The sequence below is a fragment of the Agarilytica rhodophyticola genome, assembly GCF_002157225.2.
Classification (GTDB): domain Bacteria; phylum Pseudomonadota; class Gammaproteobacteria; order Pseudomonadales; family Cellvibrionaceae; genus Agarilytica; species Agarilytica rhodophyticola.
On the sequence record NZ_CP020038.1, the window covers coordinates 6,117,269 to 6,132,610 of the forward strand.

The window sequence follows — 15,342 nt, forward strand, 5'->3', positions numbered from 1 at the left end:
TTTGCTCTTCCAGTACATAGGTTTTATATGATTGATTCGATAAAACATGTTGCAATTACAGGCGGGACACACGGCAACGAATTAACCGGCGTATATCTTATTAAACACTGGCTCTCGAGCCCGAATGAAGTTAAGCGTGATAGCTTTTCGACGGAGTTGCACTTCGCAAACCCGGCGGCTAATAAAGAAGTAAGACGCTATATCGACCAAGATTTAAATCGACAATTCAATCTTCAGGATCTTAAAAACCCAGAGCTAAAGGGTTGTGAACAGCAACGCGCAAAGTCACTCAACGAAATTCTAGGCCCCAAAGAAGACCCTCGAGTAGATTTCATTATCGATATGCATACCACCACTGCCAATATGGGTATGTCAATTATCTTCAATGCAAACGACCCGCTTATCATAGGAATGGCATTTTACATAAAGCAAAAGATGCCTCATGCCAACTTGTTTTATGAACCCAGTGATCGTTTACAAGATAATTTTTTAACATCGATGGGACGTCTAAGTGGCCTGCTAATTGAAGTGGGACCAATCGCCCAAGGTTTGCTGAACCACGAGATATATTCTGAAACACATACCGCGGTAATGCATGCATTGGACTATATAGAAAAAACGAATTCAGGACAGACAATAGCTTTACCAAAGCAGATGGCTGGTTATCAATTTATTGAAAAAATCCCCTTACCGGAAAATACAGAGGGCGATATCACTGCCATGGTTCATCCTAATTTACAAAATAAGGATTACCATGCAATCAAGCCTGGAGACCCGTTATTTATCACCTTGTCAGGAGAAACCATCCCTTATGAAGGTGACACAACGGTTTACGGGGCTTTTATTAATGAAGCCGCTTACTACGATCAGAATATCGGCCTGAGCTTTATGGAGAAAGTTGACATTATTCTTGCTGACAACGATCAATAATAAAGCCAGATTGTTTATATAAACGTATCTATACGCGTACCCAAAATATAGACTTCATCCAAGCTACAGTGGTGTCGATAAGACAACTCCGATGTGGGTGTTTACTAGCCAATATCAATATCAATTATAGGTTTTTACAATAATGACACTTCCATCTAAATCTTCCGCCAAATCTTATGTCACTACTTTCGATGATTTTGTGCAGCTGGCGGATTACTCTCTGATGGATAGCCTAAACCCCGACCCTGATGCTAAGAACGATGGCGATGAACACCGCGCACGCCAAGTGTTTTCCGGTCATTTCGTACCAGTAACACCAACGCCACTTACAAAACCAGAATATTTAACTCATAGCAGTAGCTTTTTTAATGAACTTGGTTTTAGCGATGAACTAGCGCTAAATGATGAATTTCGCCGGATATTTTCTGGCGATATTTCAGCTGCACGCGCTCCTATGCGCCAGGTTGGCTGGGCAACCGGCTATGCGCTATCAATCTACGGTACAGAATACACACAACAATGTCCTTTTGGCACAGGCAATGGCTACGGCGATGGCCGGGCAATATCTATATTTGAAGCCGTAATTAATGGTCAGCGCTGGGAAATGCAGTTGAAAGGTGGCGGCCCCACTCCTTATTGTCGCGGTGCCGATGGGCGCGCAGTGCTGCGCTCGAGTGTGCGGGAGTTTCTAGCTCAAGAGTATATGCATGCCTTAGGCGTTCCCACATCGCGCTCTTTAATATTGTATGTTTCAAAATCTGAGACCGTTACTCGACCTTGGTATTCTCATGATTCCAGCTCTACTGACCCGGATATATTGGTGGATAATCCAGTGGCAATTTCTACCCGCGTAGCTCCCTCTTTTTTACGCGTTGGCCAGCTAGAATTATTTGCTCGTCGCACTCGCAGTAATGCTCATGCAAAAGCCAAGGAAGAGTTACGCATGATAGCGGCGCATTTAATTGAAAGAGAATACCTTAATGACATTAATCAAAAACTTTCTTTCACAGATCAATTAATTGAATTAGCAAAATTATTTTGTCAGCGCCTTACTGCATTGGTAGCCAGTTGGCTTCGTGTCGGCTACTGCCAAGGCAATTTCAACAGTGACAACTGTGCCGCTGGGGGCTTCACACTTGACTACGGCCCATTCGGTTTTTGTGAAATCTTTGATGTTGAGTTTCAACCGTGGACTGGCGGAGGTAAACACTTTTCATTTTTCAACCAACCGGCCGCAGCAGAAGCAAATTTTCATATGTTTTGGACAGCGCTACGACCGCTTCTTGCCGAGAATGCTGAAGCTTTAGAGCAATTTGATGAAGTACGCCGCGGCTTCGCAGAAGAAATGAAAAACCAGATTCAAAATATGTGGGCAGCCAAACTTGGCTTGGATAAATATAACGAAAAACTAACGACGAAATTACTAGAGCTAATGAGCCGTGCTGAAGTGGATTACACCATGTTCTTCCGCGAGCTATCCCATATACCCGACGATATCTCAAAGCTAAAAAAGAGCTTCTACGTTAACACTTCACAACAACTCGACGAGCAATGGCAAGCGTGGCTAAAAAGTTGGCGCGACCTCATCGATGGCGATTTAGCTGAAGTCGCTACAAAAATGAAACGAACAAACCCTAAATATACATGGCGTGAGTGGCTAGTGGTGCCCGCCTACCAGCAAGCCATGCGAGGTGATTACACACTGGTCAGAGAGCTGCAAGAAGTACTTAGCCATCCTTACGATGAGCAATCCCTAGAAATAGAAAACAAATACTACCGCTTAAAACCTAAAGAGTATTTTTATGCTGGTGGCGTATCGCACTATAGTTGCTCCTCTTAAGGACATTGCGTTGGCCACCTAAGTAGTTAGGTAGTCACGACTAACGTTTATTTGACTATTTACTTACGTTTATCTAGTTTTTTGGGCTTTGAGTTATTGCCTAGCTTTTCATATGTGATGGTTAACCCCTTTCCAACTTAACGCTGTTTTGTCATTTTTTTAATCTTTACTCCTCAGCAATACTGCTATCATCCATGGCATTTAATCGATGCTTTAATACCAATTAATAATGTCAGGTGCCAAGTATGGAATTTATCCAAGGACAGCGTACAGAGCTTAAATATCATGAAATGACGCCCCTTGATAAGGCGATTAACGAATATCAACGCAAAGCTGATGAGTACTTTAAAAAACAACTGGAAATAGACAAACTGCCGCCGGACATACGAAATAAGCGACAAAAAGAACTAGATAGCGCTAAACGATTTTTGGAGCATCAAAGAATGAATGCTGAAAGCTATGCACAGATACAAGCAGGCTTAGACAAGTACAGAGAAGAAGGCAAGAACGCTACACAGGGGCCTTACTCCGAGGTTCGCAAAAAACAACAAGCTTTAATTAAAGAAGCACATCACCCGACTAGTGTTTTAGCTAAAATGCTTATCGCAGACGGGAGACCTAAGCCAAGTTCACAACATGCTCCACACCATCTAGCACCAGGAATAGGAAAGACCCCAAACTCCTATACATTGAGAGTCCATTTGCACTTTCACGGTATACGTATAAATGATCCTGACAATGGAGTATGGTTGCCTATGTATAAAAAATTCACGCCTCACTGGTCAATGCCTGAAGCAAAAGGACACTTGGAGTATCATACTAAAGGCTATGAGCAATGGCTGGCAAGAATGATAATGATACGAACAAGTGAGCATTTAATTAGAATGCAGCTTCGCATGGTTGCTGACTTACTAACACGAAATGCGTTACCAGACGAAGCGAGAAGGAAATAAGCCATGACTCTATATACTGTTAAGCAAAATGACTTCAAATATAAAGCGTTAGACTTGAGAGTTCATGATTTTATAGATAGCTTCCCTGATGAGTTTAACTATGTACAGAGAATAAATTTTAGTGCTGAAAACATTGCTATGGCGGATTTTTGGCCACCGATGAGAACAGGCTTTTTAGCGTTAGAAGGTGAAAAGAATCTAATTCCCGATATAACCACTTGGCTGAATGCAACATTGCTGTTCTCACCTAAAGCCTTTCGTTTACTAGGTGAAGCCTTGTCACCTTTTGGTGAATTTTTACCTATCTTAATTGAAAACGGTGATAGCTGGGATGAGTATCAAATATTTAATTGCTTAACTCTCGCTGATGTGATTGAAGAAAAATCTAGTGATACAGAGAAAGTATTTAATCTTGATAGCGTAGGAAATAAGTTAATTTTCAAAACTAAATTTGATAATTGTTTAGACTTATTTTGCCAAGAACGCTTAAAAACTGTTGTTGAGTCTTTTGACTTAAGCGGTATCATTTTTGACTCCCACCTAGGAACTTTTGCGGAATAACTGCGGCCTCATACACAAGAGGCCATTCAATCGATAAAGACAGTTATAACGACACTAACAATAAAAATAATAGTTTTTATTTCAAACCCGATACATACAAAATCTCAGCTTAACATGACCTAGGATGCATAGCGTTTTTCTAACGCTTTAAAGACTGCTCGCAAGCCCATGGCTTCTCCACCTTTTGGTCGACCAGGCCTGACGCGATCATTCCACGCACCCACGTCAAAGTGTACCCATGGACTGTGTTCAACAAACTTTTGCAAATATAACGCAGCAGTAATTGACCCCCCCATTGGCGTGGGTGACGAGTTCACTAAATCTGAAATAGAGCCCTTCATATATGAGGCATAGGGCTGGTGCAAGGGTAATCGCCAAACGTTGTCTTCTTCGCTCTCTCCAGCGGTCATCAATTCTGCCGCGAAGGCATCATCGGTACTGTAGAAACCGGGTAATTCTAAACCGAGAGCCACCCGTGCAGCGCCGGTTAAGGTAGCAAAGTCAACAATTAAATCCGGTTGACCGTCATCTGCTAGAGCCAGTGCATCACACAAGACTAACCGTCCTTCGGCATCCGTGTTATCAATTTCAACGGTTAAACCTTTACGTGTGGTAACAATATCGCCTGGTCGGAAAGCGTTACCAGAAACGGCATTTTCAACCGCAGGTATAAGAACGCGTAAACGAACTGGCAGTGACTTCGCCATAATCATAGCGGCCAACCCTAGCACATGGGCAGCCCCTCCCATATCTTTTTTCATCAGACGCATGCCTGCGGGGGGCTTTAAGTCCAATCCACCGCTATCAAAACACACCCCTTTACCGACCAAGCATAGTTTGGGTGCTGACTCCTCACCCCAATTAAGCTCCAATAAACGCGGAGCGTGCTCCGAAGCACGCCCAACCATATGGATGGTTGGAAAGTTTTCCTTAAGTAATTCATCACCTACAATTTCTGAAAATTGCGCCCCATATTCACGCCCTAGTGTTTGCATAGTCAGGGATAAATGCTCTGGCATCATATCGCCAGCGGGTGTATTTACCAGATCTCGCGTTAACACAACCCCCTTAGCGAGGGCAGTTACATTGTTAACCACAGTTTCGTCATTAACACACAAAGTGGCGTGCTTTACCCCATCCTTATATTCTGTAAACTGATACTGACCCAGTATCCAACCTAGCGCCGCTGCCGCTAGCTGCTCAGAACTTCCTTCGAGATAATAGGATGCTTCAGGTAACGCCTTTGCCAAATCCGACAACTGCCATACAGAGTGATCATCGGTGACAACTACGACGACCTGATCCAAATGTCCGTCCTGCTTGGGAATAAGGCAATAGCCCTTACCTTCAAAACCAGAATGTACCAGCCAATTGCGAATAAATACTGACTGCTCCGCTAACCACTGTTCATAGTTATCGTCTTTAATAACTCTAATGGGGCGGCCTTCACGACCGTAAACTAAGTTAAACATACTGGCATCCATAGATATCTGGTATTTATTCTTTTAAGGCGTTTAATTAATTAATTATTTTTTTGAATCTCATTGGGAGTAATCTTAATTTGCATACATTAATTTACAAACAGATAATTATATTTATGCAGGATACGCCTATTGAAAAAAATTATGAAGCCTGATTTACAAAAAAGTGACATAGAAAAACGTGAATCCCTAACTATTAAAAAGCCAAAGTAATCTAGCCTTAACAGGTTTTATTCAAGCAAGCACATTTTGTTTAAACTTAACGCAATAATTTTTAACTTTATGTAGAATTAAGCATAAAGTTATGAAATATTTAGCTAGACTTTGCATTTATATGAGTTTCAAGCTGTGATAGCCAGTTTAAACGCCTCTGCGATCATTTTAACATCACTCTGTGTACGATGATGCCTGAATCGGCCTAGTGTGGCTAGTTCGGCTTTGTAATTGTAAAATAGAGTGATGAAAGCACTACTATTTAGGGTACTATATAGCAAAACATAAAATACTACCTAACAAATCATAAATAGAGGCGATATGGAAATGGCAGGATTGTTTGACCACGAAATACAAGGTATCTATCCAATCGGTATCCCATCAATCTTCATCGCTATATAAGCTACCTTCAAAGTCTTCCATAAACCCATTAAGCTGAGACACCACTTTATTCACCAGTAGCCCTTCGTGTACCAACTAATTTCGAGTAATGCCACGGAGGCTTTCAGTTGTCGCACATAAATAAGTCCATTTTTGTTCTGGTTTTATAAGCCAAGAACACAGTTCACCTGATTTTTATACTGCTATTTCGATTGGATAGGAATAAAAATACAGGCCACAGGCCTCTATATCTAGAATCACAATATCCTTCATAGGAAAAACATAAACTCTTTTGCCATTTGTGTTGCTGTTTCACCGCAGGATATAGCTTTTTCCTTTTCGATTTTTCAGTCACCTAATTAAAGTTATGAGGTTTAAAGTCACGAGATATTTTTTATCAAAAATCTGGTGCACTTTACGTAATGCCTTTATTTTTTAAAAAAGCGATTAAAGATAAAACCATGATACATGCTGCAGAAAACCCAATAATTGTAGTAAGATGATTACTCCAATTTATTTTTATTATTTTCGCGTTAGGATGCCCCATGCTCGACAGTACAGCTAAAATAAAACATAAATATATAGTATCGAAAAATGTTGCAATAAACACACCGACATAACTTAGTTTAAGTGCTAGTATTATAGAAATAATGAGTAAAACTATTGGCATTAATATGATTAAAAATATTAGCATTGCTATTCACCGACGGACATAAAGACTGGGTTTTGGCCCCGGAAAAATCACATTCTACCCATACACTTTTTAAGTTTAGAGCTTTCCGAGTATTTATACATACGCTACAACATTGTTATATTAACTAATCCACTAAGCCCTGGCTATGACGAAAGTTTTCTGCACTAGCAAGATATAAATCCGCTTTTCCTATAAATTTCGGTTTCCTTAATCTCAAGGTCGATTTTAGATAAAAACTTCCGTTTACAAGAGAGCAAGTTGTCATCGAACAAATTAACTACATCGCTACGAGCGTTCGTCGTAGCGATGTACCCATTCTTACCTTAGGGAGTCTGATAGATATTAAGTGTAGCGTCGTCCATATCAGTCGTAATAAAGATCAAGTTGTTGTTTTGATCGAGTGCAATACCTGAAGGGGCAGTCAGACCGACCATCGGGTCAGAAGGATCTGTAATGGAGAAGCGAGCTATCTCTAGTGACTGTGTCAGATCGAAAACAACTAATACTCCAGCAAACATCGTATCACCTTCGACATACTCTTTGGTAACAAAATACAAAGTGTTAGCATCTTCAGACATCGCCATCCCTGTGATAGCATAATCATCATACATTTCTCCAAGTGGATTTGTGGTTATTCCTGTTTCTGTGAATTCATATAAAAACTTAGGAGAACCCTCGTTAAAATTAAGTGAATATAAAGTTTGTGTGCCAGCGTTATACTCTAGAGATTCGAAAACATGACTTTCATCAACTTTGTCAATTAGTTGCGTATTTTGAAGTTCGCCTGTTGAATTAAAGGTCAGAATACGACTGTTATCATCACTTTCATCTGAGTTTAATAAGAATATTGTTAATTCTTGGTTTTTAACATGGGCTTTTATTGACTCGTAACTGCCTTGTTGGTTTTCTAATTCGAATAATAATTCGTTGTTGCCTAGTTCGTCACCAGTTCTTACTTCGCCGAAATCCGTTATATAATAAAATGCTTGATTATCTAGATTAAAATCGATACCTGAAGGCTGATCAAAGTCTAGTTCTAGTGAATCAACACCGGATAGGGGCGTAAACTCTGGCGTGCTGGCCTCTGGTGTTGGCTCATACAGTGTAATACTGGCCTGTGTGTCGCCATTAACACTAATGAAGCCATGTCCCTCTTCATCCAAAATAGCCAGCCCTGAAATATCCGAATTATCGAGGCTCAACGCACTCTCAAAACGCCCCGATTCATCTGTTAAAATAATGACCGCATTTTCTTCTTCAGCCGATGGACCAGAGAAACCTTTAGAGGCAATATAAATACCATTTTCACCAACTTGTAAACCGTCAATCGAGTAATTTTCGAATCTTGATTCTAAAGGTATTTGGGTAACAGTCTGATTTTGACTCACTCGAAATAATTTTTTTGTTGGAGCGTCACTTATCAGAACCACTTCGAGATTTTGGCTGTCGTACGCCACGGCCTTCAAACTACTAATATCGCCAGATAGATCGGCTTCGATCTTCAAACTACTATCGGAGGCGTCGTAACGGTAAACAACGCCCGCAAGATCACTCAGCAAGTACACATCATTTTCAATGTGTTCGATGCCGGTTAATGTGCTTCCTTCGAGTCCCTGAATCTTAGTCGACGAATCTAGTGAGCCATCCGGTTGTAAATAAAATATTGTGGCTTCGTTATCTAAAATCGTGAATACACCACGTTCAGTGTTAAAAGTGACACCACTTAAGGTTTGAGGTGTTACACCGAGATCAGACAGTGATAGTGTGAAGTCGAGTTCTAGTTTTTCTATAATTGGAAAAGCGGAGTTGTCAGGGTCGTCATTATTATTGTCATTGCTTCCACCACAGCCCGTCAAAAGGTTACAGGCTATACAGAAACAAAGGAATTTAATTTTTTTGAACATGTTTAGTTACTCATCTACATTAAGGAATGTGAAATGTAAAAAGAACTAAAACGTTGATGAATTGGGCAAATGTTTAAACATACCTGCTTAGTACATATGTAGCATGATTTTTTTTGACGAAGACTAAACTATTGATGGATATACCTGTCCTAGTGCGTTGGATTAACTTAACCAAGCAAGCCTTTCACTCCGTTGGATGATTTCAATGTACAAGTCCCTTTGCTGATCTATTGATTTGCTTATTGGAAATAAACACATTTGAAATTAATAAGGCCTGAAATAAAGCGTTACAGTTTACAGGCCTCGCGGTTTAATAATTGTCGTTATTTTAAATAGCGCGATCTTAAAAGGAGTCAGCGAGCAAATCTAAAATTGGTATCGGAGTAATACACCCGCTTCGACCGTTGACTTACTGCCTTCATCACGGATGAGGGGGCTATCGGCAGCTTCTGAAAAGTAATGTTCTAGTTCAATTGTGCCAAGTAAACTTAGTTGTTTTGTGAAGTAAAATTCTGAGGTGATACTGACTGTAGTCGATTTTAGGCCCGCGTCAGGGGTGTATGCGTCAAAGTTGGTTCGCATCGTTTCCTCTTTTGTGATGCCGAATTCTGTTTGCATATATTCACGATTCCCACCACTCACATCGACTCGAGAGTTCATGCGCCAATTCGGCGCCAATAAATGATCGAAAGTAGCGCCTATAAACCATACAAGGCCTTTATTCGCATCACCGGTTAAATCTGGCTGCAATACACCAAAAACACTTACGTTGTGAAAACGTTTGGCAAGAATGAATTGCCCTTCAAATGTAGAATCTACCTCGTTTAAGCCTTGCAATGTGTCATCTTCTGACACTTCTCTCCCTTCTTCATACTCTATGAACGCTTGAAACTGCATATCATTAGGCAAGGGCTGTAAGATACCAATTTCACCAAGTGATAAGTAGAATCTCTGACCCTTGGTGTTTCTGTAGAAGGTGCGCGCGAATGCATCTGCTTCAGTGCTATATTCGTCAGATCCAGCATAAGTCGGCTCGTACTCTAGCCCGATACCGATATCGGAATACTAGCCAGCGTCAAATTCAGCTAAGTACCAAGGGCTTTCAGGGTTCAACTCGAGAGGGTCGGAAGTGTCGACACGTGATGAGACACAAAAAAAAATGGCGAATAATATTAAACAACAAAATTTTGTATATATAGTGTTCTCGATTTAGATTAGTGAATTCTCACTAGAACATATGATTTTTGTTGGTACTGCATCAGGCATATGCCTATTTTTGGTCTTTAAGTAGCCAATAGGACGGATGTCCGATGCTCGTCAGGTAGAAAAGGATAAAATAATAGAGGGATTTCAAATTGATATTGGAGTGTGTTAATGAAAATAAATGATATCGAAAAGTTTTGTATTCAGCTTTCAATTACGATTGTATTTATCAGCGCCATTGCTGATTACTACTTCGATTTCATGGAGGGAGCCACGTGGTACGATCTTATGTTAGACAGTGCGATCAATATCTTTCTCTTTGTAATTTTGGCCTATATTCTTTTCCATCGTCCAAGGGCGACTCGTGCGCGCAATAAGTTTTTAGAGGATGTTGTGCGCAAATCCAATACCGATTTGATTCGCTGGAAAAATAAAGCAGCGAAGCTTCTTGAGGGGCTTGGCGTCAAAATCGACGAACAATTCAATGAATGGGGCTTGTCGAATGCCGAAAAAGAGGTCGCAATATTATTAATTAAAGGCGTTAGTACGCGAGAAATATCCAAAATGCGTTCTACGACAGAAAAAACCGTTCGCCACCAAGCTAGCCAAATATACAATAAAGCCAAACTTGAAGGACGAGCAGAACTTGCAGCCTTTTTTCTGGAGGACCTATTACTGCCTAAAACCGAAGAAGCATGAGCGTTCTATGATAATTTTAGAGGGGATGGTTCCATTATCCTCAGTCCGATGGAACAAAACCACCTCGAATACTCGCCATTATTGAATACTACTGACCATACTACGTTTTTATAAACTTATGCTTTTAATGACACACACCTGTCGATTTCAGCATAAGCTTATAAAAACTTCAAACAGACGTTTCAATCCTCGCAAACCTTAAGTCTTACGCGCCAACCCGAAAGTTGCACTACACGTTTTAAGTTTAGAATCTTCCGGGTGTCTATACATACGCTACAACATTGTTATATTAACTAATCCACTAAGCCCTTGCTATAACGAAAATTTTCAACATATTCAATTGTAGATATAGCGCTTACAGTACAACACATCATGCGACAATCTACTAAACCTACTCATAAGTGTTCTCCTAGAAACTAAATCCTTTGCAGTTCCTAAAGACACAGTCTTGATCTCCAATCAAAGTCCTTGGTTACATTTTCCACAGCTACTCAATATTCGCTATTTTTCCATTCTCTATATGGAAACTTATGCCATGCTCATCTTCCCAAGGGATTTGAAAAACGATAGCTAAGTATATTTTAGGTAAGAAGTAGTTTTCAGCTTCTATATATATGTAGTCTAGTGTGGAAGAAGCAAATGCATCATCAAGTGATTGAACGCCGAAATATTTGCGATTTGCTTGCTCTTCATCTCCATCACATTCCCTACGTAGTTTTTCCGGAACTTGGTTATAACTCGTCGCAGCAACCACGGCGTTAAATTGGCTCCAAATAGCACTTTTTATATCGTCTAGCAAATTCTCATCTTTATCAAGATCAAAGATCATATTAAAGCAATCAAGGGAGTAATCCGTAATGTCAAGTGACATATCCCCGGTCTTAGCATACAAATTGACCTCGATTTTCTGCTTAAAGAGTTCAGACCAAACTGAAATTGTATAGGTATGTTGGTTTAATACTGTTAAGACTTCGATCAATTGCTTGGTAGATTTTATTTTAGTCTTTTTCATTTTTATTAAAGTTAAAAAAGCACTTTAAAAACTATTTCCCAATACTACCGCCATACATTTATAACACCATCGCTTTATTCAATTTTAATGCCCGCCATTTCATAGATATTGTTTCCGATAGTATCTTTTCCACCATAGACAACATCCATCGCGATTTCCTGAGAATATGCTCTCAATTCAGGATGAATAACATACGATATATAATTGTAAGCATGCATAGGTGACTTCGTACCCAACAAACGAGCTTCCTTTAATGCATTTTCATTGAGCCGAATAGCTTTTGAGTTACATCCTCTTTCTTCAATTGTTAATGTCCGACCTAATGCCGGCTCTATTCGATACTTTATTCCACTGTAACTAAGTTTATCAAACACTATTTTTCTCCAAAGAAAAGTAACTAAGAGCTGATATTAAATTCTCAGGTATAGAAAAAAGTATAGAGCCGATTCTCCCTCCCAATTCTAAAATTTCGTCTGGGATTTTATCATTCCACTATAGGATAGAGGCTAGCCTTACCATAAATAGTAATTTATCACTTAAAGATTTAAACAATAGAGAGAGGAACTACTTTTGAATTTCTCTATCCTCTCATAGTTTTAGATTCGTACTTTCAAGTAGCTCCAGGAACCATTATAGATATTGCATAATTCCATATCAGTTTCCACCGCCAAAAATATCCGAAGCTCGCTTTTTATAACCTTCTATTATTTTGATTTTATTCTCAACAACATCTTTCTCTATTTTCTTGTTAATAAGTTTTATATGAATTTCAGTAAATAGAGCTCGAGCAGCTTCCTCGGGAGTAATCATCATGCGTTTTAACTGCCCTTCAATTTTGTAAGACTCAAAGAAGCTTTCGAACACTTGTCTGACATCTTCTGATTCAAATCGGCCAAATTTTTCAATATATTCAAGAACCAATTCATAAAGTTCTTCTATCAATATACTTCCCAATTTAAACTCCTATTTATACCTAGATATAAAATGAGAGCCCTGTAGTAAAACCTAATTAAAAGCGTGATATCGCAGTAGATAATCGTAATGACACCGTGCGTTAGATGATAACCAAGTACATTTTGTTACTGTAAGCCCTACAACTCTTCTTTAATAAAATTTGTCAGTTTTCCTTCAGTAGTAGCTCACCACTTATAAATTAAAGCAGTAAAAATTTAAAAACTTTTACTGCTATTTACACATCAATCCACATTCGCCAAATCGCCCTTATCTTCCAACCACCCCTTACGATCGCTGGAGCGTTTTTTAGCAAGTAGCATGTCTAACAAAGTGAAAGTGTCATCGCCGGACTCAACGGTGAGTTGTACCAACCTTCTTGTATCTGAAGCCATGGTAGTTTCGCGCAGCTGTAGGGGGTTCATTTCGCCAAGGCCTTTAAAGCGTTGGACGTTGACTTTACCTTTTTTCTTTTCGGCTTCGATGCGGTCGAGAACCCCTTGTTTTTCGCTGTCATCGAGGGCGTAGTAAACTTCTTGGCCAACGTCGATACGGTATAGGGGGGGCATGGCGACGAAGACATGGCCGGCTTTTACCAATGCTGGAAAGTGACGTACAAACAGTGCGCATAATAATGTTGCGATGTGTGCACCGTCGGAATCCGCATCGGCTAGGATACAAATTTTATGGTAGCGCAGTTTTTCTAAGTCGTCTGAGCCTGGGTCAATACCGAGGGCGACGGAAATATCGTGCACTTCTTGGGAGCCTAATACCTCGGCGCTATCCACTTCCCAGGTGTTAAGGATTTTTCCTCGCAAAGGCATGATGGCTTGGTATTCTCTATCACGTGCTTGCTTGGCAGAACCACCCGCCGAGTCACCTTCCACCAGGAATAATTCCCCCATGGCTGGATCACCGGAGGAACAGTCGGCAAGTTTGCCCGGTAATGCAGGACCTTGGGTAACTTTTTTACGAGCAATTTTCTTCGATGAACGTACACGCTTTTGTGCGTTGCTAATACAGAAGTCTGCGAGCTTGTCTCCTTCTTCTGTATGTTGGTTTAGCCATAAGCTGAAGGCGTCTTTGGCAACACCGGAAACAAAGGCTGCTGCTTCTCGCGACGATAAACGTTCTTTGGTTTGGCCGGAAAACTGAGGGTCTTCCAGTTTGGATGATAATACGAAACAGCAATTAGCCCAGATATCGTCAGGGGCGAGCTTCACTCCCCTCGGCACCAAATTACGAATTTCACAGTATTCACGCATGGCATCTAATAGCCCCGTACGCAAACCATTGACATGTGTACCACCTTGGGCTGTAGGAATAAGGTTAACATAGCTTTCTTGTACTACTTCACCACCTTCAGGTAGCCATTGCACCGCCCAGTCGGCAGCTTCGGTTGAGCCGGTAAACGTACCAATGAAGGGCTCACTAGGGAGAGTTTCCCAACCTTGGGTGGCGGCAACAAGATAGTCTTTTAAACCATCTTCGTAATACCACTTATCAACATCGCCTGTTTGGGCATCGGTGAACACAACTTCCAAGCCTGGGCATAGTACAGCCTTGGCGCGCAATACATGGCGCATGCGGGGAACGGAGAATTTTGATGAGTCGAAATATTTTGGATCCGGTAGAAAACGAACAGCGGTACCCGTGTTACGTTTACCACAAGTATCGACCACTTCCAGTTCAGAAAATTTTTCGCCATCTTTAAAGCCAATACGGTATACCTTGCCATCACGCTTGATTGTCACTTCCAACATTTTAGACAATGCATTGACAACCGAGATACCAACACCGTGCAAACCGCCAGAGAACTGGTAGTTCTTATTGGAGAACTTACCTCCGGCATGAAGGGTTGAAAGTATCACTTCAACGCCAGACTTACCTTGCTCAGGATGAACATCTACCGGCATACCGCGACCATCATCAGCTACAGTAATAGACTGATCTTTATGCAAGATAACTTCGATCTTCTTGGCAAAGCCCGCGAGTGCTTCATCCACACTGTTATCGATAACTTCCTGGGCCAAGTGGTTGGGACGAGTGGTTTCCGTGTACATCCCCGGACGTTTTTTAACCGGATCAAGCCCTGTTAAGACTTCAATATCTTCCGAATTATAATTGCTCATATATTATTCAATTAAACTTATTTCTGAACTTCATTTACAGCTGCGAACTTTTTAACCTCGAACTATAGCAGACATTACACTAGGCTAGCGCCAGGACACCCTTAAAAAATTGCCTTTTTTACAAAATCTTCAGATTGACAATCTTCTCATGCACCATTCTAGCTAGGTATAAAACAACACTACCATTATATAGGCATTTAGTAGCTGTGTTTTTAGCAGACAAATGCAATATGTATCTATAAATATAAAAACATCCATGTAAATAGTGTATATATGTATAGATAATTAGCTTTGGCAAACAAGACACAGAACAAATGATTCCTAACGTTGATATGTTGACGGCAAAAACATGCCTAAGCTAATGTACGCCACGACCTAGATATACTCA

General features: G+C 40.5%; 13 protein-coding genes. 5 read left to right on the forward strand and 8 right to left on the reverse strand.

The features are described 5' to 3' along the window. The first annotated feature begins 27 nt into the window (after window positions 1-27). From BVC89_RS25270 to BVC89_RS25285, 4 genes are all read left to right on the forward strand, one after another. On the forward strand, window positions 28-930 hold the full coding sequence (locus tag BVC89_RS25270) for an aspartoacylase (RefSeq protein ID WP_086933877.1): 903 nt from the start codon (window positions 28-30) through the stop codon (window positions 928-930). Window positions 931-1,072: 142 nt separating this feature from the next. Continuing rightward, on the forward strand, window positions 1,073-2,770 hold the full coding sequence (locus tag BVC89_RS25275) for a protein adenylyltransferase SelO (RefSeq protein ID WP_086933878.1): 1,698 nt from the start codon (window positions 1,073-1,075) through the stop codon (window positions 2,768-2,770). A 245-nt stretch (window positions 2,771-3,015) separates the two neighbouring features. After that, window positions 3,016-3,723, forward strand: coding sequence for an AHH domain-containing protein (locus tag BVC89_RS25280; RefSeq protein ID WP_086933879.1), 708 nt, complete (start codon window positions 3,016-3,018; stop codon window positions 3,721-3,723). A gap of 3 nt (window positions 3,724-3,726) precedes the next feature. Beyond that, window positions 3,727-4,284, forward strand: a complete 558-nt coding sequence (locus BVC89_RS25285) for a hypothetical protein (protein ID WP_086933880.1) — start codon at window positions 3,727-3,729, stop codon at window positions 4,282-4,284. A gap of 119 nt (window positions 4,285-4,403) precedes the next feature. Here the strand turns inward: BVC89_RS25285 and BVC89_RS25290 are convergent, their stop codons facing one another. The 4 genes from BVC89_RS25290 to BVC89_RS25305 form a co-directional block, all read right to left on the reverse strand. Then, window positions 4,404-5,756, reverse strand: a complete 1,353-nt coding sequence (locus BVC89_RS25290; protein WP_086934747.1) for a leucyl aminopeptidase family protein — start codon at window positions 5,754-5,756, stop codon at window positions 4,404-4,406. 1,018 nt (window positions 5,757-6,774) lie between these two features. Continuing rightward, entirely contained in the window at window positions 6,775-7,053 is a 279-nt protein-coding gene (locus BVC89_RS25295) for a hypothetical protein (protein WP_086933881.1), read from the reverse strand. A 323-nt stretch (window positions 7,054-7,376) separates the two neighbouring features. Further along, window positions 7,377-8,957: an SdiA-regulated/phytase-like domain-containing protein gene (locus tag BVC89_RS25300; protein WP_086933882.1), complete on the reverse strand. Its 1,581-nt coding sequence runs from the start codon at window positions 8,955-8,957 to the stop codon at window positions 7,377-7,379. A 366-nt stretch (window positions 8,958-9,323) separates the two neighbouring features. Further along, window positions 9,324-10,013, reverse strand: a complete 690-nt coding sequence (locus tag BVC89_RS25305; RefSeq protein ID WP_086933883.1) for a MipA/OmpV family protein — start codon at window positions 10,011-10,013, stop codon at window positions 9,324-9,326. A gap of 318 nt (window positions 10,014-10,331) precedes the next feature. Here BVC89_RS25305 and BVC89_RS25310 point away from each other — a divergent pair, with 318 nt between their 5' ends. After that, window positions 10,332-10,859 (forward strand): helix-turn-helix transcriptional regulator, encoded by a 528-nt coding sequence (locus tag BVC89_RS25310; RefSeq protein ID WP_216825047.1) that lies wholly within the window; start codon window positions 10,332-10,334, stop codon window positions 10,857-10,859. A gap of 487 nt (window positions 10,860-11,346) precedes the next feature. Here the strand turns inward: BVC89_RS25310 and BVC89_RS25315 are convergent, their stop codons facing one another. The 4 genes from BVC89_RS25315 to parE form a co-directional block, all read right to left on the reverse strand. Beyond that, window positions 11,347-11,871 carry a DUF6985 domain-containing protein gene (locus BVC89_RS25315; RefSeq protein ID WP_086933884.1) on the reverse strand — a complete coding sequence of 175 codons (525 nt, stop codon included), beginning with the start codon at window positions 11,869-11,871 and terminating at the stop codon, window positions 11,347-11,349. Between the two features lie 74 nt (window positions 11,872-11,945). Next, a complete protein-coding gene (locus BVC89_RS25320) occupies window positions 11,946-12,245 on the reverse strand; it encodes a hypothetical protein (protein ID WP_086933885.1) in 300 nt (99 codons plus the stop codon). A 280-nt stretch (window positions 12,246-12,525) separates the two neighbouring features. Further along, the gene (locus BVC89_RS25325) at window positions 12,526-12,825 is read right to left on the reverse strand and encodes a hypothetical protein (RefSeq protein WP_086933886.1); all 300 of its coding nucleotides are present in this window, start codon (window positions 12,823-12,825) and stop codon (window positions 12,526-12,528) included. 242 nt (window positions 12,826-13,067) lie between these two features. Next, complete coding sequence (parE, locus tag BVC89_RS25330) at window positions 13,068-14,954, reverse strand: DNA topoisomerase IV subunit B (protein ID WP_086933887.1); 1,887 nt, start codon at window positions 14,952-14,954, stop codon at window positions 13,068-13,070. Window positions 14,955-15,342 lie beyond the last annotated feature (388 nt).